Here is a 26,000-nt window from a genome sequence, read left to right on the forward strand (position 1 = left end):
CTTCGTGTCGTAGATTACGGCTATTAATTAGTATGGCATTTTTCTTAAATGCGTTGTAAGAAAAGTCCGCGAATGCTTTCGATTCGTGGATTTTTTTGTTGGAAAGGCTAGAAAGTTACATCGGCTACCGGCTTCATTGATTCATTTGTGAAACTGCCTTTAAATACTCTACTCCTAAAAGTCTGTGGATGCTATTGATTCATGGACTTTTTCTATATTTTGAATAAAAATCAATTCCCTGAGTGATTGGAATTATTTGCTCAAATTTTAAAGCATATAGAAATGGTTAAAAAATAAATAAAATATATTAACAGAATAATAAAATGAAGATTATATTGAAAAAACAGAATAGATTTGAAATAGAGTCATTTTTGAAATCATTTTCTTTCTTTAGGATGTGTTATAGATATTGAATTGTCGGTATATTTGGTATATAATAAGAAAATAGTATTTTATAGGTGAATAGATCTTTTTCAAGTTGAGGGGATGAACATGTTTTTTAGACGCCAGAAGGGTGAATATAGAGAAACAGACCGTGTAACTCGGTTCAAATTAATCAAATCAGGGAAGCATTGGCTACGGGCCTCGACTTCCCTTTTTGGCTTATTTAAGGTGATGCGTGGAAGTGCGGATGCGAGCCAAGTAAAGACAGAAATGGTTGAAAAGCAAGAAGGTCAGAAGTTGACCGGCTTGGATGTCTTGAAAGGGATAGCAGCTACGGGGACGATCTTAGGTGGTTTTGCTGCAACGCAAACGCGTGTTTATGCCAATGATGCAGTCGCTGTTGAAAAGACTGTCGAATCAAAAGATACCCTGGCGACGAGAGATTCAGTAGTGCTGGGGACGACTCAGGATCATCAAGATACTGCTAGCTTGTCTTTGTCTACCAGTCAAAGCCAGTCATTGTCAGAATTCAATTCGCAGAGCGCCAGTCAATCTGCCTCTACGAGTCAGTCTATCAGTGCCTCAAGCTCTTCTAGCATGAGCCAGTCGATGAGCCAATCTGCTTCTACTAGTCAATCTTTGGCAAACAGTCAAAGTGTAACTGCTAGTTCAAGTGAATCCCTTGGAACACAAAATCAAGCGAATAGTAATCTGTCAGAGAGAGCTTCAGTTGGTGTTCAAAGTCAGTACCAAACAAGTGAGTCAGCTCGGGAGACAGTGAAAGAATCACAACCTTCAAAAGAATTAAAAGCAGTTGATTTTTCTACAGAATCCTTGCCTCGAAGTCAGTCTGGTCATGTAAAGAATGAAGGTGTGACGGCTGAATCTAGTCTCACAATGACTTCTGTAGCCTTGACAGAAAAGCAAAGTGAAGAAAAACGGAAGAAATTAGAGGCCTTGTCTGCTGAGATTGGGCAATTTCTAGCTCAAGCGCAGGGACTTCCAAACTCGGATGAGGCGATCACGAAGGCTAGTCTAGCGAAGAATGAGATAGCAGAGGCCTTGAAAGGGGAGGTTTCTGACCTTGCCACTATCCTACAAAAAGCTACAGAAGCTCGAAATAGCATTGCAAATGCTGTGTTACGTGCCAACTCTGGACTTCGTGACAGCAGAAACGGACAAGCTTTGACCAAAGCTTCAAATACCGCTAGCTTCAGAGCTGCTAGGGATACAGAGAAGCCAGAACTTCAGAAAATAACCGTTACAGGTGGCGCAGTTCTAGAAGGACAAAAATTTAAAATTTATCGAGAAGAAAATTTTTCTGCGACCATTGAGTTTACTGATAACAGTGGTCGAATTGAACATGCAAAATTTGTTCCTACTGCTGTTCCCGCGGCCTATCCGGCTACTTCAACTGTTGTCTCATTCACTACGAGTAATGGTCAAAGTATCAGCATGATTGTTCCGACAAATAAACTAGCCAAAGATGGAAATGCTACAGCATCAAATCCTTTCACCGTTTCAATCACGGGTTCTGTTGGAAAAAATCAAGCAGTAAATAGTTTGTGGACTCGTTATGTTTTCACCTATGATCAGGAAGGTAATTTTAGCGGAAATACTACTGACGTAGGTCTTGTAAAAGATTTAACAGCCAACCCTGCCGCAATTCAATTTGAAGTCCATGCTCAGTCTGAAAAGTACGAACCAGCTATCAATGCTGAGGTGAATCGAAACTTTACTCTAACGGCCAATTCAGGGACTGTTTCTGTTGGTGAAGCCAGTCAGTACATCACGAATGCTACAGGGACACCAGAATTACCTACTACAGGAATTACTAAGGGAACTAGAACAACCTATACTTGGAAATCTGGAACCAATACGAATTTGTCTGCTGGTCGGCATACTTTGACAGCGGTGGTAACTTATCCAGATGGAAGTACGGATGAAATTGACGTGAGCTTTACTGTGCGCCCTCAGACGCCAAGGATAGAGAATCAATATCTTAACGAAAAAGGTGGGCTCTCAAATCAAGCGATTACGGTAGATGGGGTTGCGCCAGGTGGGACAGTTACTTTAACAATTGCAGGTGAAACATTTACCAAACAGGCAACGGGGAGCTCGACTAGTGTAACCTTTACTGCAACTGACTTGAAGAAAGTATATGATCGCAATGGAGGACGACTTCCTAGTGGACCAGTGACTGCAAGTACGACAGTGGATGGTTTGGTTTCAGATGTGTTTAATGGACAAATCACGCCAAATCAAGCGTCTATTTCAGTAAGTAATAGCCAGTCCGCCTCAGTAAGTTCGAGTCAATCAGCCAGCGCCAGCCAATCCGCCTCAGCGAGTGCGAGCCAGTCTGTCTCAGTAAGCTCGAGTCAATCAGCCTCAATAAGTTCAAGCGAATCTGCTTCAGTTAGCGCTAGCCAGTCTGCCTCATTAAGCTCAAGCCAGTCAGCATCTGCAAGCTCGAGTCAATCGGCTTCATTGAGTGCCAGCCAATCTGCCTCAGCAAGTGCTAGCCAATCAGCGTCAATGAGTTCAAGTCAATCCGCCTCAGCCAGTGCTAGTCGATCAGCCTCAGCGAGTGCGAGCCAGTCTGTCTCAGTAAGCTCGAGTCAATCAGCATCTGCAAGTTCGAGTCAGTCCGCATCAGTGAGTGCCAGTCAATCAGCTTCAGTCAGCTCGAGCCAATCAGCGTCAGCAAGTTCGAGTCAGTCCGCATCGGTGAGCTCAAGCCAGTCAACTTCATTGAGTGCTAGTCAATCGGCTTCATTGAGTGCCAGCCAATCCGCTTCTGTAAGCACAAGTGAATCAGCTTCAGTAAGCGCAAGTCAATCAGCGTCGGCAAGTTCGAGTCAGTCAGCTTCATTGAGCGCCAGCCAATCAGCATCAGTAAGCACAAGCGAGTCCGCCTCAGTCAGCTCGAGTCAGTCTGCATCAGTAAGTTCGAGCCAGTCCGCGTCAGTGAGTGCAAGTCAATCCGCTTCAGCAAGTGCCAGCCAGTCCGCTTCAGTAAGTTCGAGTCAATCCGCTTCAGTAAGTTCGAGTCAATCCGCATCAGTGAGTGCAAGTCAATCCGCATCAGTAAGTGCTAGTCAGTCAGCGTCGGCAAGCTCAAGCGAATCCGCTTCATTGAGTGCCAGTCAATCAGCCTCAGTCAGCTCAAGCGAATCTGCATCAGTTAGCTCAAGTCAGTCCGCTTCAGCGAGCGCCAGTCATTCAGCGTCTATAAGCTCAAGCGAATCTGCTTCATTGAGCTCGAGTCAATCCGCATCTGCAAGTGCAAGTGAATCCGCTTCAGTAAGTGCTAGCCAGTCAGCCTCAGTAAGCTCAAGCCAATCCGCTTCAGTAAGCTCAAGCCAGTCAGCATCTGCAAGTGCAAGTGAATCCGCTTCAGTAAGTTCGAGCCAATCAGTCTCAGTAAGTTCAAGCGAATCGGCTTCAGTAAGCGCAAGTGAGTCAGCCTCAGCAAGTTCAAGCCAATCCGCCTCAGTAAGTGCGAGTCAGTCAGCTTCAGCGAGTGCAAGTGAATCAGCGTCCGTGAGCGCTAGCCAATCAGCGTCGGCAAGCTCCAGCCAGTCCGCATCAGTAAGCTCGAGTGAGTTTGCATCTGTAAGCTCAAGTGAATCGGCTTCAGTAAGCGCCAGCCAGTCCGCATCAGCAAGTTCGAGTCAATCCGCCTCAGCAAGTTCGAGTGAGTCAGCATCGGTGAGTGCAAGCCAGTCCGCTTCATTGAGCTCGAGTGAGTCTGCATCTGTAAGCTCCAGCCAGTCCGCTTCAGTGAGCTCGAGTGAGTCTGCGTCTGTAAGCTCCAGTCAATCCGCATCAGTAAGCGCAAGTCAATCTGCGTCGGCAAGTTCGAGTCAGTCTGTCTCAGCAAGCGCTAGCCAGTCAGCATCATTAAGTGCAAGTCAATCAGCTTCAGCCAGCGCAAGTCAGTCTGCATCGGTAAGCGAAAGTGAGTCAGCATCAGCAAGTGCTAGTCAGTCTGCTTCAGTAAGTTTGAGTGAGTCTGTATCGGCAAGTTCGAGTCAATCGGCTTCAGCGAGCTCCAGCCAATCTGCTTCGGTAAGTTCGAGCGAATCAGCCTCAGTAAGCTCAAGCCAATCAGCCTCAGTAAGCACAAGCCAATCTGTGTCAGTGAGCGCCAGCGAATCCGCTTCAACAAGTACTTCAACTTCTGCAAGTATGCTAGCAGCCGAGTTAGCATTGGAAAGTGCCTCGATCTCAGCAAGTACATCAGTGAGCGAATCTATTTCAACGAGCGCATCACTCTCAGCTAGCATGTTAGCCAGTGAATCGACTCTAGAAAGTGCTTCGATTTCAGCAAGTATGTCAGTGAGCGAGTCAACGTCGATTAGCACTAGTCTCTCGACTTCAGATTCTATTAGTAGTTCTGCATCAGCAAGTACTCTGACATCTACTTTAACAAGCACCTCTCTCTCAATGGCAAACATTGCAAGCCAAGGTCAATCCGCTTCAAGCAAGCCGAAACAAGCCTTGCCAAATACAGGAGCGTCGACTTCGGTAGCATCTGCTTTGTTGGGAGCATTGACAGCTGTGACAGGTATCGGTCTTCTTGCCAAGAAGAGTCAGAATGACGATCAAGAAAGTCATTGATAAGATATAAAAATCAATGAATAAATAGTAAAATGGAAAACCTTTGAAAACATGATTTTTCAAAGGTTTTTTCTATATGTGAGAAGGGGAAAATCCTCTTTTGAGTTTGAAATAAACTAGGGGAAAAGGTATAATAGGAAGGTGAGATGATCATCGAAAAAATCAGAACTATAGTAGTAGAAAAGTAGCCAAACGAATGTGAAAAGAAAAGGGGACGAAATGAAAAAAGAGCTTCAAAAAGCCATTGTACTCGGTGGTGATAATGCATATATGGACAAGATTGAGACAACAATCAAGTCAATCTGTGCCCATAACCGAGCAGTGACTTTTTATGTTTTCAATGATGATTTGCCATCTGAATGGTTTCAGCTCATGGAGAGACGTCTAGAGCCTCTAGCCTCAAAAATCGTCAATGTCAAGATTAGTCATCATGGCTTAAATGAGTATCATCTTCCCTTGGCTCATCTAAGTTACGCGGCTTACTTTCGTTATTTTATTCCTCAGTATGTCAGCGAAGACCTAGCCTTGTACCTGGATTCGGATATCATCGTTAGATCAAACCTAGATCAACTCTTTTTAGAAGATATGGTGGACTGGCCGGTAGCTGCTGTAGCAGATGCTCTAGTTCCTAGCACTTTTAATTCTGGTGTCTTGCTGATTAATGTGGCCCTCTGGCGTCAAGAAAAGGTGACGGAGCACTTGTTGAGCTTGACAGACCAACTGCATGACCAAGTTTTTGGTGATCAGGGCGTGTTAAATCACCTTTTTGAAGGTCGTTGGAAATCGCTGCCAGCTACCTATAATTTTATGGTTGGTATGGATACAGTGGCTCGAAATTACCAGATGGATTCTTGGTATAGGGACTCTCTTGCTACTGAGAAGACAGCCAAGATTATCCATTATACAGGGGACAAGCCTTGGTACCAAATCAACCTCAATCGTTTTAGGGAGGACTGGTGGTTTTACTACGGACTAGAGTGGCCTGATATCGTCATGAAAAAATGTGATTTCCATAAAGGATTGGCATCTTTAGTTCAAGCTCCCCAGTATGCGACCGCTATTTTTACCAATACATGTCACATAGAGAGAATCGAACACCTGATCCAAGAACTGCCAGATGTAGAGTTCTCTATCCTAGCTCATACAAACTTTGCGCCGGAAATCATGAATTTGCAATCGCACCTGAACGTACGCCTCTATCCTTACTTTAATCCCATGAATGTCAAAAAGGTCTTGGAAAAGATTGACTTTTACTTGGATATCAATCATGAGGATGAAATTGCAAACATTATCCAAGAGGTGCAGCAAAGAGAAATCCCTATATTTGCTTTTGAGACCACTAGTCATGACTTGAGTGGTTACAGTCATGTCTACTCACCAGCAGCCGTAGATCAAATGATCGAGTCTATCTGTACGCTTTTGGAATCACAGAAGCAGTCGTTGTGAACTGAAGGAAACTAAATGAAAAAAACAATTGTTCTCGCAGGAGATTATGCCTATATCCGCCAGATTGAAACAGCGCTCAAGTCTCTCTGCTATCATAATAGTCATGTCAAGGTCTATATCTTTAACCAGGATATTCCCCAGGAGTGGTTCCGTGCTCTCAGACCGATAGTAGAGCAAATGGGCGGTGAATTAGTGGATGTCAAGATGCTTGGCGCCCAGTTTCAGATGAACTGGAGCAACAAACTGCCCCATATCAATCACATGACCTTTGCCCGTTATTTTATCCCTGATTTTGTCGAAGAGGACAAGGTTCTTTACTTGGACAGTGATTTGGTTGTGACGGCTGATCTGACGGCTCTCTTTGAAATGGACTTAGGCGAAAACTACCTGGCTGCTGCACCATCTTGTTTTGGAGTTGGAGTTGGCTTTAATGCAGGTGTACTCTTGATCAATAACAAAAAATGGCGAGCTGAAGCTGTGAGACAAGAGCTAGTTGAGTTGACGGAGCGGGAACACCAACATGTGAGTGAAGGAGACCAGTCCATCCTCAATATGCTCTTTCATGACAGCTATGCTCCTCTGGATCAGAACTATAATTTCCAGATTGGTTTTGACAGTGGGGCTGCCTCACATGGACATGAGTTTATCTTCCAGATTCCCCTAGAGCCCCTGCCAGCCATCTTGCATTTCCTTTCTCAAGACAAACCTTGGAACACTCATTCAGTTGGGCGTTTGCGTGAGGTTTGGTGGCACTATCATCTGATGGAGTGGTCTACCATTACTGAAAAATGGCGTCAGGCTGGAATTGACTATCCAGTCACAGTCTATCAGCCAGCTATGACTTGTGTTAATTTGACCAACTCCTGGCATCTTGAGAAAATCGACTATCTAGTTCAAGCCTTGCCAGAGGTGCATTTCTACATTGCAGCCTATACGACGATGGCACCTGAACTCATGCTCTTGTCACGTTTTGAAAATGTGACCCTCTATCCCAACACCTTCCCTCTCTTGGTCGAGAAATTGATCCAGCAGACAGATGTCTACCTTGATATTAACCACGATGACAAGTTGAGTGTCGTTTATGACTATATTTCACGCTTTGAGAAACCGATCTTGACTTTTGAAAATACCCAGTCCCAGGAACTGCCTGAAAGTGCCTATGCGGGTATTTTCTCAGCAGAAAGACCAGAAGAAATGGTGGCTACTTTGAAGGCTTATCTGGATGATAAAACTCACGAAAACTGAGATAGAGATTTGAAAATTCTAAGATGGAAGGACAAGATTGTTCCCGTGTGACAGGACAGAAAGATAAAAAGAAAAGGAGGAGCTAGTGAAAGAATTTCGTTCATCGATAGCAGTAAAAAAAGGGATGCGCACCCTATTTTTGCTCTTTATTTATGTGCTCGGGAGTCGTCTGGCTCTTCCTTTTGTTGACCTCAATAGTCGGGATTTTCTCGGAGGAAGCGCAGCCTATCTGGACTTTTCAGTAGCCCTGACTGGTGGAAATCTTCGCAGCCTCTCTCTCTTTTCCATCGGACTTTCACCTTGGATGTCAGCTATGATCTTGTGGCAGATGTTTTCCTTTTCAAAGAAACTGGGTCTAAACTCGGTTTCTTCAGAAGTCCAGGATAGACGGAAAATGTACTTGACGTTAGGGATTGCCTTGATTCAGGCCTTGGCCTTGACGACAAACCTCCCTGTCCAAGCCCCCTACAATCCCTTCTTGGTCTTTCTCCTCAATACCAGCCTTTTGGTTGCGGGGACCTTCTTCTTAGTTTGGCTGTCGGACATCAATGCGTCTATCGGAGTTGGAGGCCCTGTCGTCATTTTATTGGCAAGTATGGTGGCTTCACTCCCTCAGGACATCATCCAATCGGTCCAAGTTCATAAGATCTCTCCTTGGTTGCTTTTCCTGTTGCTGATACTTGGCGTCCTCTTTACCTATCTCGTCGTTCTCTTTTACAGAGCGCGATACCGCATCCCTATCAATAAAATCGGGCTCCATTCTCGCTTTAAACGCTATTCCTATCTGGAAATCACGCTCAATCCTGCAGGTGGCATGCCTTATATGTATGTGATGAGTCTCATGGGCTTGCCTTCTTATCTCTTGCTCTTGCTTCAACATCTGGATAAGGGCAATCCGCTCTACCCTGCCCTACTGGAGCAGTATGCGATGGGGAAACCTTTGTGGATTTATGCTTATATCCTTATCCTCTTTGTCTTTAGCATTGCCTTTGCTTTTGTCAATGTGAGTGGTCAACAGATTGCAGATCGGATGAAGCAATCAGGAGATTACATCTACGGAGTCTATCCCGGTGAGGATACCAGTCGCTTTATCAATCGCTTGGTTCTCCGATTTGCTCTGATAGGTGCAGTCTTTAACGTTACCTTGGCTGGACTTCCAATCTTGTTTGTCTTGAAGGATGAGAGTTTGTTAAAAGTCAGCATGATTCCCGGACTCTTTTTAATTTTGAGTGGCATGTTATTTACGATTCACGACGAACTGCAAGCGCTCAGACTAAATGAAAGGTATCGGCCACTATTCTAGGAGGTTTTGATGTATTACTTTATCCCAGCCTGGTATGGCAAGGAGCGTCCCTGGCATGCTGATTTGACACCCTGGTATTTTTCTCATTTTAAGCTAGAATTTGATGACACCTTCAATCAGATTCGCTTAATGCAACGCCAAGGGATTCCTGCACAGGTCCTCCTTTTGTCCTATCAGCCTCATCTTCGCTATTTTCTCCATCGCCAAGGCATTTTAGAAGCACCGGTTTATTCCTTATTTGATGAATTGCAGGATTTTCACGAGATTCGACCGCAGGTCTTGCAGCTCAGAGATATTGAGTGGGAAGAGGACTGCGAGTTTGTTTACAGTCCCTTTACCATTCTGGTGCTGAAGGATGGCAAGCCCTATGCCCAGGTAGAGCATGGGATAGAAGGTTTTATCAGTACGATTCAGTATTTCAAGGAAAATGGGCTCTTGTCCGCCAACTACCTGATGGATGATCGGGGGCTGGTCTCCAGTGTCATTTACTACGAAGATGGTCAGGCTATCTACCAAGACTACCTCAATCCCAAGGGACTGTGGCAGTTTAGAGAGTACTTGCAAGATGGGGGCCGTATCGAGGTCAATCCTATCTTTGCTTTTCGCTTCCAAAAAGAGGCCTACCGAGATATGGGAGAATTGATTGCGGAGTTTTTTGAGAAGAAAATAGCTCACCTTCCCGAGGAAGGAACGACCTATTTTCTGCCTGCGTGTGACCAGCATAATACTTTCCTTTTAGATCGATTGCCTCGCCAAAGCACCAAGGTTCTCAGCCTTTTTATCGGACGAAATCCCCAAGAGCAATTACCACAACTGTCAGGTCTGCTGGATAAGGTGGACCTTGTTCTGGTTGACAGGGAGGATACCCTGCGCTTGGCTCAGTCTGCCTTTTCAGAACAAGCAATGAAGTTTCGTCATTTATCGCCTTTTGATACGCGCTTGGAGCTGGGAAAGAGCCAGACTCGGAAGGAGTCGCTTCTCTACTATCAACTGGACTTTGAGCAGGGGATAGAGGACCAGGCTCTCTATCAGGTCTTGCGTTTCCTTTCTGAAAACAAGGATACAGAGCTGGTCTTTGGAGCCTTTGCTGCTAGTCAAGAAGAAATGAAGCGGCTGGAAACACGTGTTTCTGAGATGATTGCAGAGCAGTTTCAAGACCAGGAACTGGAGAAGGAAGTTGATTATCAAGGAGCTGAAAATCCACTTGAGGACAATCGCCATCAGAGCAAGCGCTATTCGTTTGTCAATATGAAGGATGAATCAGAGTTAATCAAGCAGCTGGAATTTGTTCGTTTGATTGTCGATTTGAACAGTCAACCTCTCCTCTATACCCAGATAGCGGGTATTAGTGCTGGTATCCCTCAAATCAATAGGGTCAAAACAGAGTATGTCAGCCATCAGAAGAATGGCTATCTGTTGGAAAACACTGCTGATTTTGCTCAAGCTGCCCATTACTATCTCGATAGCCTGCAGGTGTGGAATGATGCTCTGATCCATTCCATCGAAAAGATAAAGGAACACACTGGGGAGCAATTCCTGATCAAGCTAGAAAAGTGGTTGGAGGAGGTGACTCATGGAAAAGAAATATAAGATCTTGCAAATCGGTCCAGAGGATTGGCGAGATACCCTTGCCCTACCAGCCCAACTTGACTGGTATCATGTTCCTCCCAACACACCGTCTGCCATCCAGAAAATCATGGATGAGAATGATCTAGATCACTTTCATGCTGTCATTCTCACGGATGGGGCTTATCTAGTAGATTTGTTGCCTTTTGCATCTAGCTTGGAACCCTATACAGTTTTCTATCCAGAACCGTTTGTAAGTCAGGATAAAAACATTCAGAAGTTCATAAAACAGCACTGCATGCAGGCGATGGACCTGTCAGACCGACAGGGCTTTGTTCGGGACCTTTCCACCTCCCTCTTTGAAGGTGGTTATGGGGACAAGCTGAGTCCAGCTACGATACGGATTCACCCTAGATTCCAAGGATCTATCTCCTATCAAGGATTTGAGCATCTGGAATTAGAAGGTGATTTTGGGAAAACCTATACCCAGCTAGTCTCTTGGGCCTATAATCAGTCTGTCCAAGCCCATGCACCTATTGAACTCTGGCTCGAATATGAAAAGACTGAGACGGTAGACTTGCGCCTGCGTTTGCGAAAAATCCCAGCAGGCTCTATCTCAGAGATTAGTCAGGACATTCTCCTTGAGGAAGCAGACTTTTCCCAAGCAATCATTGTGGAACAAGACTATGACGCTTATCTGAGCATTTCTCTTGAAGCGCGTGGTCAGGGAAAGGTCAACATCGGCAATCTCCACCAACGCTGGAGCCGGAAACAGTTTGGAAAATTTGTTCTCGGAGGCAATATCCTACATGACAAAAAACGTGAGGAAATCAACTATTTCCTTCACCCAGGAGATTTCAAGCCTCCTCTAGCAGTCTATTTTTCTGGTTACCGTCCCGCAGAGGGTTTTGAGGGTTACTGGATGATGAAGAATCTCCAATGCCCCTTTCTCCTCTTTTCGGACCCTCGATTAGAAGGAGGAGCCTTTTACCTAGGAAGTGAGGAATTGGAAGATAAGATTCAAGCAACCATCCAGTACTATTTAGATTATCTAGGTTTGGATAGAAGTGACTTGATCTTATCTGGGCTGTCAATGGGAACCTTCCCGGCCCTCTATTATGGTTCTCACTTTGAGCCCAAAGGAATCGTAGTCGGAAAACCCTTGACAAATCTAGGAACCATCGCACAGAGGGGGCGACTAGAAGCGCCAGGAGTTTTCCCGACCAGCTTTGATGTCTTGCACCTTCAGACAGGAGGAGTGAGCCAAAAAGACATGAAGGAATTGGATCAACGTTTTTGGACCCGATTTAAACAAGCTGATTTTTCCCAGACGACCTTTGGTCTTTCTTACATGAAGGACGAGGATATGGATAGTGGAGCCTATGACCAGCTAGTGGAGACACTTTGTCAGACAGGAGCCAAGATCTTGTCCAAAGGTACCGCAGGTCGACACAATGATGACACAGGTACAAACGTTTCCTGGTTTATTCATTTTTACAAGATGATACTAGAAGAATACGGAAGAGGTGAGACATGATTATCATTAAGAGAGAGGATATTAGGTGGGGCGAGATGGGAGCCACTTATCTTTATGGCAGCCAGATCACCTATCATGCAGATGGTCACGTTACCCTGAAAAATCCTTTGTTGGCTTCAGGAGAAACCCTTAAAACATGGTTTTCTAGTGTCAACTACCAGGCTACTAGAAGCCAGCCGAGCCTCCCTCTTCTTAAGAAAAATCATACCTACCGCTTATCCATGAAGATGCGGGTTCAACCGACCAATGGCCTCTATCTCAAACTGACCTTTTTAAACCGTTATGAGGAAATCATCGAGGAGAAGATTGAAAGACAATTTTCTTTTAGCTTCACCTATCCTGAAGCGGCCTACACCTACCGCCTTTCCTTGATTAGTGCAGGTTTTGAGGCTCTTGAGTTTGTTTCGTTTTCTATTGAGGAGGATGCTGGTGTTTAATCATTTGTATCAGGAAAGACAACTGAGAAAGGTCAAGAAGCTTGTAAGCCAAATCAACGCCCTCAAAGAAGAGATGGCAGCTCTCAGTGATGAGGAAATGGCTGCAAAGACAGAAGAGTTTCGCCAGCGCCTTGCCCAGGGAGAAACCGTGGATGAGCTATTGGTAGAAGCCTATGCCCTTGTACGTGAGGCAGATAAACGTGTCTTAGGTCTCTTTCCCTATGATGTGCAAGTCATGGGTGCCATAGTGATCCACCAAGGAAATGTGGCAGAGATGAATACGGGTGAAGGCAAGACCTTGACTGCAACCATGCCCCTCTACCTCAATGCTTTAACGGGTAAAGGCAGTATGCTGGTCACAACCAATGACTATCTGGCTAGACGGGACGCAAGTGAAATGGGCCCAGTCTACCAATTTTTAGGTCTAACTGTCGGTCTGCCTTTTTCAGAGGATCCCAAAGAGGACTTGACTGCGGAAGAGAAAAGAAAAATCTACGCCTCAGATATCGTCTACACGACCAATAGTGTACTGGGATTTGACTATCTCAATGACAATCTTGCCTCCACTCGTGAGGGGAAATTCCTGCCTCCCTTTAACTATGTCATCATTGATGAGATCGATGACATTCTACTCGATAGTGCCCAAACTCCCTTGATTATCGCAGGTTCTCCCCGTGTCCAGTCTAACTATTATGGGATGATTGATACCCTAGTGACGACCTTGGTTGAGGGAGAAGACTACATCTACAAGGAAGAAAAAGACCAGGTTTGGTTAACCCGAAAGGGGGCCCAGACGGTTGAAGGATTCTTAGGAATCGACCATCTTTACAAGGAAGAATACGCTAGTTATGTTCGGCATCTAGTCTATGCTCTCAGAGCCCATACGCTCTTTACCAAGGACAAGGACTACCTGGTTCGAGGGCAAGAAATGGTCTTGTTAGACAAGGGAACAGGGCGTTTGATGGAAATGACCAAGCTTCAAGGCGGTCTCCATCAAGCCATCGAAGCCAAGGAACATGTGAAGCTTTCTCCTGAAACCAGAGCCATGGCTTCGATCACCTACCAGAGTCTCTTTAAAATGTTTCGTAAAATCTCAGGTATGACAGGAACGGGAAAGGTGGCAGAAAAAGAGTTTTTTGAAACCTATAACATGTCTGTCATTCGCATCCCAACCAATCGCCCACTTAGGCGAATGGACCATCCGGACAATCTCTATGTGACCCTCCCTGAGAAAGTGTATGCTTCTCTCGAAGCTATCAAGACCTACCACGCCAAAGGCAATCCACTCCTGATCTTTGTCGGATCTGTAGAAATGTCCCAGCTTTACTCGTCCTTGCTCTTGCGAGAGGGGATTTCTCACAATGTCCTTAATGCCAATCATGCGGCGCGTGAAGCCCAGATTATCGCAGAGTCTGGACAGATGGGGGCAGTGACCGTTGCGACTTCTATGGCAGGTCGAGGGACAGATATCAAACTCGGTCCAGGTGTTGCAGAATTGGGTGGTTTGATTGTGATTGGTACCGAGCGGATGGAGAGCCAACGAATTGACCTGCAAATCAGAGGTCGTTCTGGTCGCCAGGGTGATCCAGGCATGTCTCAATTTTTCGTATCGCTTGAAGATGACGTGATCAAAAAGTTCGGGCCGTCTTGGGTTCACGACCTGTATCAAGACTACCAAGTGGAAGATATTAGCAAACCTATCCTACTCAAGGCTCGCAAGTACCGCAATCTCGTCAGAAAAGCCCAAGAGGCTAGTGATAGTGCCAGTCGCTCTGCACGCAGACAAACCTTAGAGTATGCGGAAAGCGTCAATATCCAGCGTCAGATGGTCTACAAAGAAAGAGATCGTTTGCTGGATGGAAGCCGCGATTTAGAGCATATCCTTGAGGACATACTGGCAGACTATACCAAACAAATCTCAGAAAAAACCTATAGCAGTCCCCAAGAGCTCTTTCACTTCATCGTAACAAATATTAGCTTTGGGATGAGAGAATTACCAGCTGATTTGGATTTAGCTGATGCAGATCAGATTCGGGAGTTACTAGAGGAAATAATAGCCAAGGAAATCGCAGCCAAAAAGGAAGTCCTCCAACCTCACCAGCTCTATGATTCTTTTCTGAGAATATCCATGCTCAAGGCTATTGATGACAACTGGATTGAGCAAGTCGACTATCTCCAACAGCTCAGTCTAGCAATCGGAAATCAGTCTGCTTCTCAAAAGAACCCTATCGTGGAGTACTATCAGGAGGCCTATGCAGGCTTTGAAACCATGAAGCAACAAATCCGTACAGATATGGTACGCAATCTTCTCATGGGGATTGTGGAAGTAACGCCCAAAGGTGAGATTCTCACCCATTTTCCATAAAAAGAGGATCATATGACAATTTACAATATAAATCTAGGAATCGGTTGGGCGAGCAGTGGTGTCGAGTATGCCCAGGCCTACCGAGCAGGGATTTTTAGAAGTTTAGACCTAGCATCTAAGTTTATCTTTACCGACTTGATTTTAGCGGACAATATTCAGCATTTAACGGCTAATATCGGCTTTGCGGATGATCAGGTAATCTGGCTTTACAATCATTTTACAGATATCAGGCTAGCACCGACCAGTGTTACAGTTGATGAGGTCTTGGCCTCTTTCGGAGGCCTAGAGAGTCATAGGGAGCAGGATGGCAAGGTCTTGCGCGTCTACTTTTCAGACGAGGACAAGTTTGTGACCTGCTACTTAGTAGACTCGGCTAAGAATCTAGTACAGCATGCAGAGTATGTATTTGGGGGAAACTTGATTCGCAAGGATTATTTCTCCTACACACGCTACTGTACAGAATATTTCGCGCCCAAAGACCAAGTGGCTAGACTCTATCAACGAAGCTTTTTCAATGAAGACGGTAGCACCGCTTACGATATCTTGCTGACTGAAGGCCAGGAAGAGGTCTATCGATTTAAGGATCGGATTCTGTACGGAAAGCCAGCCCTTATGCGCTATTTTATGCAACGTTTGAACTTGAGCAAGTCTGATTTGGTCATCTTGGATAGGGAAACAGGGATTGGTCAGGCTGTTTTTGAAGAAGCACAAAAGGCCCATCTAGCAGTTGTCGTTCACGCAGAGCACTATAGTGAAAATGCTAGTAACGAAGACTATCTCCTTTGGAACAACTACTATGAGTATCAGTTTACAAATGCGGACAAGGTCGATTGTTTTATCGTGTCTACGGATCGGCAGAAGGAAGTTCTCGAAGGTCAATTTGCCCAGTACAGTCAGCATCGTCCACGAATCGTCACGATTCCAGTTGGGAGCATTGATCAGCTGACGGAGCCTGCTAGGGAACGCAAGCCCTTTTCTCTCATTACTGCTTCGCGTCTGGCCAAGGAAAAACACATCGACTGGCTCGTCAAGGCGGTTATCCAGGCGCATCAAATCCTTCCAGAGCTTACCTTTGACATTTATGGCAGTGGGGGTGAAGAGTCCCTTTTAAGGGAAATCATCATGGCTCACCAAGCGGAGAACTATATCCAGCTCAAAGGGCATGCAGATCTAGCTCAGATTTATCCCCAGTATGAGGTCTATCTGACAGCCTCAACCAGTGAAGGCTTTGGTCTGACCTTGATGGAGGCAGTTGGTTCAGGCTTGCCCCTGATTGGTTTTGATGTGCCTTATGGAAACCAGACCTTTATCCAGGACGGTCAAAATGGCTACTTGATTCCAAGTTCAGACGACCATGTTGAAATGGAAATTAAAAAAGCCTTCGCGAAAAAGATCTGCCAGCTCTATCAGGAAAATCATTTGCCAGCTATGCGAACAGCATCTTATGACCTAGCTAGAGAATTTTTAACAGATAAGGTAAGGGACAAGTGGAAGAAAACGATAGAGGAGGTCCTGCATGATTCAACTATTTGATCGTTATGGCCAGGAAAGCCGCGATTTGCACGAAAGTTTAGAAGCTGCTGGTCTATCCCATGCCACAGTTGTGATCGAACCAGATGGATTTCTCCCAGATGGGATTCTCTCTCCCTTTACCTACTATCTAGGTTACGAGTCGGGAAAAGCTCTTTATTTCAATCAAGTAGCCGTACCTGAATTTTGGGAGATTGCGGGCAATAACCAGTCGGCGCATATCCTAGAGGATTCTCGGGAGAGGGGCGTGATTCACTATGTGGAGGCTCCTCAGGCCCGTTTGGTCAAGCAAGTCGACTGGAAGGACCTATCCGGCCGTATCTACCAAGCAGACCACTATAACCGATACGGAGCCTGTTTTGCTAGGACCACCTATAGTGCAGATGGGCAGGCTATCCTGACCAAGTATCAGGATGCAAAGGGACAGGAGATTCTACTGGAGAATCATGTGACAGGCGATATTCTCCTAACCTTGCCCGGACAAGGTCTGCGCCATTTTAAAAATCGAGTAGAGTTCACGATCTTCTTTTTGCAAGATTTGGAAATCGACACTCGCCACCTTCTCTTTAACACTCTAGCCAACTCTTTCTTGGTCTCTTACCATTATCCAGACAAGAGTGGACAGGACATCTTGGTTTGGCAAGAACCGTTAGGTGATTGTCTTCCTGGGAATATGCAGCTGCTCTTGGAGCAAGGGGAGTTGAGAGCCAAGCAGATCCTCATACCAAACAAGACTACCTATGAAGAGGCCTTGGCCTTGACCAATCCAGCCTATCATGACAAGTTTATCCATCTAGGTTATCATTATCAGTTCAAAAGAGAAAACTTCGTCCGAGCAGATGCCTTGATTGTTACCAACTCAGATCAGATCCAGCATATCGAAACCCTGGTTGAGTCCTTGCCAATGGTGACTTTCCGAATCGCGGCGGTGACCGAAATGTCGTCCAAGTTGCTGACCTTGCTTTCCTATCCCAATGTCGTTCTCTACCAAAACGCCAGTCCGCAAAAGATTCGAGAACTCTACCAGCTGTCAGACCTCTATCTGGATATCAATTACGGAAACGAGTTGTTGGATGCTGTCCGTCAAGCCTTTGAGCACAATATGCTCATCCTAGCCTTTGACCAGACAGCTCATAACAGACCTTACACAGCTCCAGAACACCTCTTTGATGTGCAGGCTGTTGGAGACATGATTGCGAAGATTCAAGAAGCTCTCAGCAGTCTTGACAAGATGGGCCGAGCCCTTGGGCATCAAGGACGCCATGCCAACTATGTGGACTTGGATACTTACCAAGAGAGGATGGAAAGGATAATAGGGGAAGGACATGACTAAAAAAGATTTATTTTACAAGGATGTCGAAGGACGCATGGAAGAGTTAAAGCAAGGAGCGCTTAAGAAAGAAAAGCCTAGTCGAGGAGAAAAGATCAGTAAAATCTTCTCCATTTTACTTGGCTTGCTCATTCTTCTTACCCTGATCTTTACATTATTAGGAATCTTGAGGTGAAATTGATGGAAGTTTTGATGATTGTAGGAATAATCCTAGCCGTCGCCTTGATTGTTCTGGTTCTCATCCAACCTCGCCAAAGCCAACTCTTTTCCATGGATGCAACCAGCAATATCGGAAAACCAGGCTACTGGCAGAACAACCGATTGGTGAAAATTCTAACCCTCTTGCTCAGCCTCGCCTTGTTTGTCTTGCTCCTTGTTTTTATGATGGTGACCTATCAGTAAGGATGCAGATCCATTCATAGATAAGGAATACTAGACAGGGGGAAAATCCAAGCAAATCGGAGGAAAATATGGAACAACAAATGAATGAAAAAATTATCGAAATCGTGCATCAGGCTAACAATATGATTCCAGTTGAGTGGGATGATTTGTATATTGTAATCGAGATGGATAAGACCTATAGTGGTGAAGCATATTTTTATTTTAAATATAAAAATCAATATCATTACCATCTTGAAATGCCAGAAGATTTTGGTCTATCGATGATGGATGTTTTAAGTGAAAACAAGGTTTTATTTAAAAAATCAGAAGATCTGAAAAGAGTGTTTATTGAGAATGATTTAGCAGATTGGTATATTTGTACCATCCATTTAGATGAAAACAACAAGCTTTCAGTAGAATATGACTATGCTCCATGGTTGAAAAGTAATTTTGGACCAACTGCTCGAATGAACTTTTTCAGATACCAATATCTTGGCTTTGAACCAAGAAACGAAAAAGAACTAGAACAGTTCAAGGCCATGGAAGACTTCCAGCAGGAACATAATGGGAACTAGAATGTTTGATAAAAGACCGCCACAATGGTGGTCTTTTGTGGTTTAACAAACGCTAGTCCATAGGGTTTATGGTATACTAGTAGGACAGTTTATCTATGGGATAAGAGACTATTTTAATAAAACTCAAAAGGGATAGGTCAGAAATGGGCGCCTTTTCCTGAAAAGAACCAGAAAGAGGAAGAGATGTTTTTAGGAAGACGTCGGATATTTTTTAACCAATACTATGACAAGGCGATTTATTATGATCGCAAAACCCACGAACTTTTGGAAGCACCAAAGAGCAAACTCTTGGATACAGAAAAGTCTAGCCGGATGAATCGCCATATCCCCCTATTGGTAGTTCTCTTCTTATCAAGTGGTAGTGGGTGGATTTCCTTCTTCCGCTTGTTTATACAAGGAACCTATACCATGTCTACCTTCTGGAGTGTTCTTCTCATTTGGCTAGGGCAGTTTGCTTTCATCACCATTCTTGTCGAACGAGCCTTGTATCGAAATGTCAACAGGGCTCAAGTGACTACTCAAACTATTTGTCTGGCGCTCATGGAAAAGTCAGAGGAAACAAAGGAAGCTGAGGCAGAGATGAGTGAAAAAGATAGTCGCAACGCTACTCGCTGGATAAGAGCATTGCTTTCTCTGGTTCCCTTGGTTGGATTTTTCTACGCCTATAATTTTATTTGGAATTACCAAGAGAGGTTGGGCACTCCCATCGGAGGAGAGATTGTCAATATTATCCTAACAGGACTTTTATTAGGCTTGACATTTGTTCTTTATAACCAAAACAATTTACCCAGAATATTTGATATCCTGGATCGCTTTTATGCTAGAAAACTGAGCCTCATCTGCCGAGCAGACGACAATCAAGATGTCTATCTAGAAGTGAGTATGGGGACAGATGAAGAATTTGTCATCAAGGAAGTGCAGAAGGACTAAAATCTTTTTTTGAAAGAATGAGATAGAAAGAGGTAGAGTATGTTTTTTCTGAGACGTCGTCGGGTTTTTATCGGAGAATGCGATGGTCAGGCGGTTTACTATGACCAAAAGACTGGGGAGGCCTTGGCTGCTCCAAAGAGTGTTTTACTCAATACGGAAGGTGCTTATAAGGCCAATGCTTACATTCCTGAAATGGTTATATTTCTGATGGCAGGTGGGCCTGGTCTCTATGGCCTCCTTTCAGCCTTGGATATTGGTGTCTATAATTGGACCAGTTTGAGCTATGTGTTACTATTGTGGCTGGCTGAGTTTCTATTGTTTACCGCAATTCTTGAGCGAGGACTTTATAAAAATGTGCGCAAGGCTCAGCCAACAACGGAGAAGGTGTTTTACTACGCAGTGTCACATAATTTGATGGTAAGGGACGAACACTTTGATCCAGCTGAGGCATCTGCTACGATCTATCGAATCACTCGTTACATCATACTTGCCTTTGTTATCTATCTTTTGTATGTTTTTTACGACTGCACTCAAAAATTTGGGCAACCGATCGAACGCGGCTATGATTTTTGGGGAGCTGGTCTAATGTTCTTCGTGCTCTTTTTGGTGTACAACCAAAACAACCCCGTTCGTTTTGTAAAGATTATGAAGCTATACAGTCAAGGGAAAATCTTGTTCAAGAAAGAACCGGAGAGCGAAACGTGTAACTAGGTGTTAGGGAAGAGTCAAATCCCAGAAAGTGAGTGCTGTATCTTTAACGAAGCGAGGTGTAGCTGTTTCGATAGTTGCTATGTGATGTTCTCCTTAAATGGAGGATTCTCAAGGATATACGGCGTTTTGCCAGATGAAATTTGGAGATGAAAAATGAAAGACATCCGTATTTTCGGTGCCGACTTTGAAAGAAGTAAGCGAATTGTGACCCAGGGGGATTTTGCTCTGACCGCAGGGATGCCCAACCCCATTCATATGGGCATCATCAACCGCCTCTTTACAGTGATTATTCTTGGATTTTGCTTTTCAGGGATTCTGATCTATGGCGTATTAATCGGGATTCCAGAGTTTATAAGTGTAGATAGCGATGTTCATGTCATTTCTATGGAAGCAGGATTGCTGATTCATAACATGAGTAGCTTTCTAAAGCCCTTTAATCTGACGGTATATGTGATATCCTATCTAGGAATGGTGCTTGTTTTTTGGCCCAAAAAACGCTTGACCAGCCAGCTTTGGACCTACTTTCCTTTCTATTTTGCCATGTCCATTTGCGCTTTCATATCAGGACTGTACTTTGCCAGTGCAGTGGCCTATGATGCTTATACATGGCTGGGCTTCTGGCTTGAGCTTGGGATAGGCATGGCTCTCTTTTTCTGGATCATTCTCAATAGTATCCAGAATCTCAAGCGCAGACTAAATGATCAAGAGGAGAAGTCAATCCTCAAGCAGCTAGTTAAGATTCTCGCTGGAACCACGGCAGTTCTCTTTCCAGTGTCGCTAGTCTATCATCTGCTATATCAAATCCCCCTTCAGTGGTATTTCTATATTTTAGGCTTATTTTTGCCAGTTTGGTTTGTGATTGGAGCTCATTTTATCGCCTTTATGATTAATGTCCATATCTTTCAAGCCTATTATATCTACAAATACCCAGAAGAGTATAAGAATTATTTAAAGATATCAGACCAAGAATGGTATAGCAAACGATACTATAAAAAGTTGGTTAAAAGTGGACAGTTGCAGGAAGAGAGAATGTGAGGGAATTGGAGTTTTCATATAAAATGGAGGTTATTTATGAAAATAAATGATGACGTTATTAAAAGTTTAATCTCGCTTCCTTTCTTAAAGGAAAGCAGAGAAACGACTGTTCCCATCAAACAGATAAAGAAATTGCAGGAAGCAGAAAAGAGCATCAATAGTTTGAAGTGGGAGAATTTTGTGTTAGAAAAAGATGGTGATTTTAGTGTGTATCTTTTTAAAAACCAGAGTGACATTTATAAACACTGGAATTCACTGGCAAATAGTGCAAAAGAGGAAATAATTCCTGAAATTGAAGCACGATTAGATAACCTGATCTGGGAAGGTAAACTGCTAGCATCCATGAAAGATCAGATTCTATTTGATATCATCGGCTTGGCTATCTACTTGACCATCAAAAAAGAGGTTCCCCAAGCTGAGTCAACATTTTATGATGATTTGTATGCTTTATATCAAGCAGGCTACATTCCTTGCGGATATGCGGGTGGACAATATAAAGTCTTCTAGCTTGGATTGTTATAAAAGTAAATCTAACTGTTGAAAGAGTCTGTGAAATTTTAAATACGGCTAGTCGTGATAGGGATTCAGGTTCTACAGAAGATATCCCTGTTTTGATGATTCCAAGGGCAATGGTTAAATAAACTTACCTTCCAAATGCAAAACAAAAGAACCTCAGAGGAATTCTCTGAGGTTCTTTGCGTTCTAGTTTCCATATTTTTGGTAAAAATCGACCTTAACCTGGATAAAGGTTTCAGCTTCGCGTAGTAGTTGCAGGAGGGTGGCACGAGTTTCAAACTCCTCACGTGTTTTAGGGAGACTCCGATTACGGAAGACTTGCAGATAGCGTTCGATGTCATCAAGTAGGTCATGAGCAGGATTGGTCTGACTTAGCTGAGCAGCAATCTTAGAAAAGAGCTGGGCCAAGATCAAACTCTCACTTGCGGCCAGATGACAGGTATTGATCTGCTGGGCCATATTTCGCAGGATGCGACTTTGTCGCTGTCTCATCTCAAAGTAATGGATGTGGTAGTCCGTCTGGTGAAAGAGATGGTCCGAGTGATCCAAATAAACCAGTTTGAGAGCTTCATCGAGGAGCTTGTCTAATTGGTCAACGAGTTGAGCTTGATTGCGTCCGTCTCCTCTTGACAGATAGTATTTAAAGCGAAGCAGGATGTCTTTTAACTTTTCCTCGACCTGAAGGTGGTAGCTTTGGATGGCTTTCTCACGAGAGGGCATATAAAGGTTGACCAATAGGGCAAAGCTTGTCCCGATGAGAAAGAGGAGGACTTCATTGAGCAAGAGCTCTGGAGAGGTAGACTCCTGTACCAAGAGATGACTGACCAAGACACTGCTAGGGGTGATGCCGATTTCCCAACCCATTTTATAGGCTAAAGGCACATAGAGAGCCAGATAGAGGCCCAGGCTCCAGATGTGAAAGCCTGTCAGCTGAAAGGCTAGAACGCCGATAGCGAGCGCTAGGAGCATGGAAAAGAGGCGGTTGCGTGCTAATTTCAGCGTGCTTCTGCGCGTGTCGGAGAGGCTTAAGAGAGCGATGATTCCAGCTGAAACTGCTGATGATAAATCTAAAAAATAAGCGAGAAAACAAGCGAGACAGGTCGCTAAGACCAGTTTGGTCGTGCGTTGAGTGAGAGACATGAAAATTTCCTAAACTAATAGAATCAAGTGTTTAACGAGGAGTTAGAGACTAGGGACGAAGTTTTCGGTTTGTAGCATACTCGGCAACCGCTGTAAAGAGGACATCTGTTGAAGAGTTCAGAGCTGTTTCGCAGGAGTCTTGCACAACCCCAATCACAAAACCGACTCCGACAACCTGCATAGCCAAGTCGTTGGAAATCCCAAAGAGGCTACAAGCGACAGGAATGAGGAGAAGGGATCCCCCAGCGATTCCAGAGGCCCCGCAGGCAGAAATGGCAGCCACGACACTGAGTACAAATGCTGTCCCAAAGTCTACCGAGATTCCGAGTGTATTGACGGCAGCCAGGGTTAGGACATTTATGGTAACAGCAGCGCCAGCCATGTTGATGGTTGAACCAAGCGGGATGGAGACAGAGTAGGTGTCAGGATTCAGTCCCAAATCTTGGCAGAGTTTCATATTGACAGGGATATTTGCAGCAGAGCTACGAGTGAAGAAGGCTGTAATACCACTGACACGTAGACATTTCAAAACAAGGGGATAGGGATTTTTCCTCATAAAGAGAAAGGCGATGAGCGGGTTGATGATGAGAGCGACAAAGGCCATGGTAGCAATCAAGAGTCCTAGGAGGACACCGTAGTTGGTCAGACTGGCAATGCCCTTGTCAGAGATGGTCTTGAAAACCAAGCCTAAAATCCCAAAGGGAGCTAGGTTGATAATCCATTCCACGATTTTAGAGGTGACATCTGCCATGGTTCTCAGTAATTCTTTACTGTGTTTACTTGCCTCTCTCATAGCTAAGCCAAAGATGACTGCCCAAGAGAGAATCCCGATATAGTTGGCTTCAACAATGGCATTCAAGGGATTGTCCACCAGTTTAAGCAAGAGGTTGCTGAGGACTTGGCCGATACCGTCAGGAGCAGCAACTTCTGTATTTGCACTAGTCAGGGTGATTTGCACAGGAAGTAAGAAACTAGCTAGAACGGCTACCAACGCAGCAGCAAAGGTTCCAAGCAAGTATAGGAAAATAACAGTCTTCATATTGGTGTTTTGCCCCTTTTGGTGTTGGGAAAGGGCATTGGCAACAAGGGCAAAAACTAAAATAGGAGCGATGGCTTTCAGTCCGCCTACAAAGAGGTCTCCAAGTAGGCCAATTCCTGTAAGGTTTGGAAAGAGCATCCCTAATGTAGCTCCCAAAATCATTCCAATAAGGATTCGTTTGATGAGGCTTGCCTTGGTCCAGGCTCTAATGATTCGTTTCATAGCAGTCTCCTTCAAATGTATTGTTTATAATTATAGTATAAATATGCTATAGAGGCAAGTGAAATTTTGAAAATAGGAACAATAATTGAATAATTATGAAAGAAAAGAGAAGGACGATTTTATGGTATAATAGGAAAAAGGAGTTTTATATGCAAGATTTTTTTCAACGCTATTTTGATAAACTTGATTTAACAACCATATTAGAGAATCTCTTGACCAAGGTGATTTCTCTTTTGATTTTGTTTTTGCTATTTTATATAGTAAAAAAGATGCTTCATGCAACTGTACGAAAGATTGTCAAGCCCTCGCTTAAATTTTCCAATCGAGATGCGGGAAGACAAAAAACCATTTCTCGTTTGCTAGAGAATGTCTTTAACTACATTCTTTATTTCTTCTTGCTCTATTGCATCCTGTCTATTTTAGGTTTGCCAGTTTCTAGCCTCCTTGCCGGTGCGGGGATTGCTGGGGTGGCCATTGGTATGGGGGCGCAAGGCTTTCTATCCGATGTCATTAATGGCTTCTTCATCCTTTTTGAACGCCAGCTTGATGTGGGTGATGAAGTCGTTCTCACAAATGGACCGATTACCGTTTCTGGAAAGGTCGTTAGCGTAGGGATCCGTACAACGCAACTGCGAGGTGACGATCAAGCCCTTCACTTTGTTCCCAATCGCAATATCACCGTCGTCAGCAATCTATCTCGTACTGAATAGGCCGGCTATTTTAGCAGATTTGTGGTACAATAGAAGGAGTTTGGTAAAGGAGAGAGTATGCTATTTGTAGAGAAAAAATTAGGTCACGATTGTACCTGGATAGACCTTGATGTGGACAAGATTAAAAACATGGAAGACCTTTCGGATGTCTATGGATTGGACAAGGAAACCATCGAGTATGCTCTGGATAGAAATGAGCGTGCTCACATGGACTATCACCGTGAAACGGGAACGGTAACCTTCATTTATAATGTTCTTGACTTAGAAAAAGACAAAGAATATTATGAAGCGATTCCGATGACCTTTATCGTTGAAAAACAACGGCTGATCACAATTAGCAATCACAAGAATAGTTATGTGATTAAACGAATGGCAACCTACCTTGAAAGCCATGAAGTTGTTTCAATCTACAAATTTCTTTTTGCCAGTTTAGAGATTATTAGCAATGCTTACTATCCAGTGATTGAAGAGATGGATAAAAGTAAGGATGAAATCAGTGCACTTCTTCGTCAAAAAACAACTAAAAAAAATCTTTTTGCCCTCTCTGACTTGGAAACTGGTATGGTTTACCTGACAGCAGCTGCCAAACAAAATCGTCTCCTCTTGGAACACATCCAAGGGCATGCTCTTTATCGCAATTTTAATGAGGTAGAAAGAGAGCAGTTTGACGATGCCATGATTGAAGCGCACCAGTTGGTTTCGATGACAGACTTGATTTCTCAAGTTTTGCAACAACTCTCAGCCTCTTACAACAACATCCTAAATAATAATCTAAATGATAATTTGACAACTTTGACAATTATCTCAGTCTTACTAGCTATCCTTGCGGTTATTACAGGATTCTTCGGAATGAATGTTCCCTTACCGTTTGCAGATGAACCAAATGCTTGGATTTATATTTTGATAGCTAGTCTCATTTTATGGGTAGTCTTAGCCCAATATTTAAAGAATATTGCTAGAAATTAAAAAGAAAAG

The 26,000-nt window shown here is 44.1% G+C and carries 21 protein-coding genes; 19 read left to right on the plus strand and 2 right to left on the minus strand.

Translation table 11 applies throughout. The features are described from left to right. Positions 1-492 precede the first annotated feature (492 nt). The 17 genes from HMPREF8578_RS0102210 (at position 493) to HMPREF8578_RS06820 (ending at position 21,905) form a co-directional block, all read left to right on the plus strand. Entirely contained in the window at positions 493-5,007 is a 4,515-nt protein-coding gene (locus HMPREF8578_RS0102210) for an accessory Sec-dependent serine-rich glycoprotein adhesin (RefSeq protein ID WP_000466181.1), read from the plus strand. Positions 5,008-5,226: 219 nt separating this feature from the next. Then, on the plus strand, positions 5,227-6,453 hold the full coding sequence (locus HMPREF8578_RS06745) for a glycosyltransferase (RefSeq protein ID WP_000711912.1): 1,227 nt from the start codon (positions 5,227-5,229) through the stop codon (positions 6,451-6,453). 15 nt (positions 6,454-6,468) lie between these two features. Continuing rightward, positions 6,469-7,698, plus strand: a complete 1,230-nt coding sequence (locus HMPREF8578_RS06750; protein ID WP_000751402.1) for a glycosyltransferase — start codon at positions 6,469-6,471, stop codon at positions 7,696-7,698. Between the two features lie 85 nt (positions 7,699-7,783). Beyond that, positions 7,784-9,001: an accessory Sec system protein translocase subunit SecY2 gene (gene secY2 / locus HMPREF8578_RS06755; RefSeq protein ID WP_000657782.1), complete on the plus strand. Its 1,218-nt coding sequence runs from the start codon at positions 7,784-7,786 to the stop codon at positions 8,999-9,001. 9 nt (positions 9,002-9,010) lie between these two features. Further along, positions 9,011-10,591, plus strand: coding sequence for an accessory Sec system protein Asp1 (asp1, locus tag HMPREF8578_RS06760; RefSeq protein WP_000291143.1), 1,581 nt, complete (start codon positions 9,011-9,013; stop codon positions 10,589-10,591). Beyond that, the gene (gene asp2 / locus HMPREF8578_RS06765) at positions 10,575-12,104 is read left to right on the plus strand and encodes an accessory Sec system protein Asp2 (RefSeq protein WP_000412871.1); all 1,530 of its coding nucleotides are present in this window, start codon (positions 10,575-10,577) and stop codon (positions 12,102-12,104) included. The genes asp1 and asp2 overlap by 17 nt, the downstream gene beginning before the upstream one ends. After that, a complete protein-coding gene (gene asp3 / locus HMPREF8578_RS06770; RefSeq protein WP_000583894.1) occupies positions 12,101-12,541 on the plus strand; it encodes an accessory Sec system protein Asp3 in 441 nt (146 codons plus the stop codon). Before asp2 ends, asp3 begins: the two co-directional genes overlap by 4 nt. Further along, a complete protein-coding gene (secA2, locus tag HMPREF8578_RS06775) occupies positions 12,528-14,906 on the plus strand; it encodes an accessory Sec system translocase SecA2 (protein ID WP_002893027.1) in 2,379 nt (792 codons plus the stop codon). The genes asp3 and secA2 overlap by 14 nt, the downstream gene beginning before the upstream one ends. Positions 14,907-14,918: 12 nt before the next feature. Continuing rightward, entirely contained in the window at positions 14,919-16,439 is a 1,521-nt protein-coding gene (gene gtfA, locus HMPREF8578_RS06780) for an accessory Sec system glycosyltransferase GtfA (RefSeq protein WP_000158441.1), read from the plus strand. Next, the gene (gene gtfB, locus HMPREF8578_RS06785) at positions 16,423-17,769 is read left to right on the plus strand and encodes an accessory Sec system glycosylation chaperone GtfB (protein WP_000615316.1); all 1,347 of its coding nucleotides are present in this window, start codon (positions 16,423-16,425) and stop codon (positions 17,767-17,769) included. Before gtfA ends, gtfB begins: the two co-directional genes overlap by 17 nt. Continuing rightward, positions 17,762-17,941 carry an accessory Sec system protein Asp4 gene (gene asp4, locus HMPREF8578_RS06790; RefSeq protein WP_000161922.1) on the plus strand — a complete coding sequence of 60 codons (180 nt, stop codon included), beginning with the start codon at positions 17,762-17,764 and terminating at the stop codon, positions 17,939-17,941. The genes gtfB and asp4 overlap by 8 nt, the downstream gene beginning before the upstream one ends. Before the next feature lie 5 nt (positions 17,942-17,946). Continuing rightward, on the plus strand, positions 17,947-18,168 hold the full coding sequence (asp5, locus tag HMPREF8578_RS06795; RefSeq protein WP_080554507.1) for an accessory Sec system protein Asp5: 222 nt from the start codon (positions 17,947-17,949) through the stop codon (positions 18,166-18,168). 68 nt (positions 18,169-18,236) lie between these two features. Continuing rightward, positions 18,237-18,722, plus strand: a complete 486-nt coding sequence (locus HMPREF8578_RS06800; protein WP_000437752.1) for an immunity protein YezG family protein — start codon at positions 18,237-18,239, stop codon at positions 18,720-18,722. A gap of 183 nt (positions 18,723-18,905) precedes the next feature. Beyond that, positions 18,906-19,652, plus strand: coding sequence for a hypothetical protein (locus HMPREF8578_RS06805; protein WP_000478427.1), 747 nt, complete (start codon positions 18,906-18,908; stop codon positions 19,650-19,652). A gap of 39 nt (positions 19,653-19,691) precedes the next feature. Then, complete coding sequence (locus tag HMPREF8578_RS06810; protein WP_000465777.1) at positions 19,692-20,363, plus strand: hypothetical protein; 672 nt, start codon at positions 19,692-19,694, stop codon at positions 20,361-20,363. Between the two features lie 153 nt (positions 20,364-20,516). After that, on the plus strand, positions 20,517-21,398 hold the full coding sequence (locus tag HMPREF8578_RS06815) for a hypothetical protein (protein WP_000651968.1): 882 nt from the start codon (positions 20,517-20,519) through the stop codon (positions 21,396-21,398). A gap of 36 nt (positions 21,399-21,434) precedes the next feature. After that, on the plus strand, positions 21,435-21,905 hold the full coding sequence (locus HMPREF8578_RS06820; RefSeq protein ID WP_000700050.1) for a hypothetical protein: 471 nt from the start codon (positions 21,435-21,437) through the stop codon (positions 21,903-21,905). A gap of 195 nt (positions 21,906-22,100) precedes the next feature. Here the strand turns inward: HMPREF8578_RS06820 and HMPREF8578_RS06825 are convergent, their stop codons facing one another. Together HMPREF8578_RS06825 and sstT are read right to left on the minus strand one after the other, a co-directional pair. Further along, complete coding sequence (locus tag HMPREF8578_RS06825; RefSeq protein ID WP_000060061.1) at positions 22,101-23,054, minus strand: aromatic acid exporter family protein; 954 nt, start codon at positions 23,052-23,054, stop codon at positions 22,101-22,103. A gap of 49 nt (positions 23,055-23,103) precedes the next feature. Then, the gene (sstT, locus tag HMPREF8578_RS06830; protein WP_000821328.1) at positions 23,104-24,315 is read right to left on the minus strand and encodes a serine/threonine transporter SstT; all 1,212 of its coding nucleotides are present in this window, start codon (positions 24,313-24,315) and stop codon (positions 23,104-23,106) included. A gap of 149 nt (positions 24,316-24,464) precedes the next feature. Between sstT and HMPREF8578_RS06835 the strand changes: the two genes are divergently transcribed. Then, positions 24,465-25,025 carry a mechanosensitive ion channel family protein gene (locus tag HMPREF8578_RS06835; protein WP_001150570.1) on the plus strand — a complete coding sequence of 187 codons (561 nt, stop codon included), beginning with the start codon at positions 24,465-24,467 and terminating at the stop codon, positions 25,023-25,025. Between the two features lie 57 nt (positions 25,026-25,082). Continuing rightward, positions 25,083-25,991 carry a magnesium transporter CorA family protein gene (locus HMPREF8578_RS06840; RefSeq protein ID WP_000899715.1) on the plus strand — a complete coding sequence of 303 codons (909 nt, stop codon included), beginning with the start codon at positions 25,083-25,085 and terminating at the stop codon, positions 25,989-25,991. Positions 25,992-26,000 lie beyond the last annotated feature (9 nt).

It is taken from the genome of Streptococcus oralis ATCC 49296 (assembly GCF_000185265.1).
In the GTDB taxonomy this organism is placed as follows: Bacteria; Bacillota; Bacilli; order Lactobacillales; family Streptococcaceae; genus Streptococcus; species Streptococcus oralis_BC.

Bases quoted from the DNA above. Each gene is read 5' to 3' on its own strand.
- HMPREF8578_RS0102210 (WP_000466181.1), top strand. From the start codon at position 493: ATGTTTTTTAGACGCCAGAAGGGTGAATATAGAGAAACAGACCGTGTA.
- HMPREF8578_RS06745 (WP_000711912.1), top strand. From the start codon at position 5,227: ATGAAAAAAGAGCTTCAAAAAGCCATTGTACTCGGTGGTGATAATGCA.
- HMPREF8578_RS06750 (WP_000751402.1), top strand. From the start codon at position 6,469: ATGAAAAAAACAATTGTTCTCGCAGGAGATTATGCCTATATCCGCCAG.
- asp1 (WP_000291143.1), top strand. From the start codon at position 9,011: ATGTATTACTTTATCCCAGCCTGGTATGGCAAGGAGCGTCCCTGGCAT.
- asp2 (WP_000412871.1), top strand. From the start codon at position 10,575: ATGGAAAAGAAATATAAGATCTTGCAAATCGGTCCAGAGGATTGGCGA.
- asp3 (WP_000583894.1), top strand. From the start codon at position 12,101: ATGATTATCATTAAGAGAGAGGATATTAGGTGGGGCGAGATGGGAGCC.
- secA2 (WP_002893027.1), top strand. From the start codon at position 12,528: ATGCTGGTGTTTAATCATTTGTATCAGGAAAGACAACTGAGAAAGGTC.
- gtfA (WP_000158441.1), top strand. From the start codon at position 14,919: ATGACAATTTACAATATAAATCTAGGAATCGGTTGGGCGAGCAGTGGT.
- gtfB (WP_000615316.1), top strand. From the start codon at position 16,423: ATGATTCAACTATTTGATCGTTATGGCCAGGAAAGCCGCGATTTGCAC.
- asp4 (WP_000161922.1), top strand. From the start codon at position 17,762: ATGACTAAAAAAGATTTATTTTACAAGGATGTCGAAGGACGCATGGAA.
- asp5 (WP_080554507.1), top strand. From the start codon at position 17,947: ATGGAAGTTTTGATGATTGTAGGAATAATCCTAGCCGTCGCCTTGATT.
- HMPREF8578_RS06800 (WP_000437752.1), top strand. From the start codon at position 18,237: ATGGAACAACAAATGAATGAAAAAATTATCGAAATCGTGCATCAGGCT.
- HMPREF8578_RS06805 (WP_000478427.1), top strand. From the start codon at position 18,906: ATGTTTTTAGGAAGACGTCGGATATTTTTTAACCAATACTATGACAAG.
- HMPREF8578_RS06810 (WP_000465777.1), top strand. From the start codon at position 19,692: ATGTTTTTTCTGAGACGTCGTCGGGTTTTTATCGGAGAATGCGATGGT.
- HMPREF8578_RS06815 (WP_000651968.1), top strand. From the start codon at position 20,517: ATGAAAGACATCCGTATTTTCGGTGCCGACTTTGAAAGAAGTAAGCGA.
- HMPREF8578_RS06820 (WP_000700050.1), top strand. From the start codon at position 21,435: ATGAAAATAAATGATGACGTTATTAAAAGTTTAATCTCGCTTCCTTTC.
- HMPREF8578_RS06825 (WP_000060061.1), bottom strand. From the start codon at position 23,054: ATGTCTCTCACTCAACGCACGACCAAACTGGTCTTAGCGACCTGTCTC.
- sstT (WP_000821328.1), bottom strand. From the start codon at position 24,315: ATGAAACGAATCATTAGAGCCTGGACCAAGGCAAGCCTCATCAAACGA.
- HMPREF8578_RS06835 (WP_001150570.1), top strand. From the start codon at position 24,465: ATGCAAGATTTTTTTCAACGCTATTTTGATAAACTTGATTTAACAACC.
- HMPREF8578_RS06840 (WP_000899715.1), top strand. From the start codon at position 25,083: ATGCTATTTGTAGAGAAAAAATTAGGTCACGATTGTACCTGGATAGAC.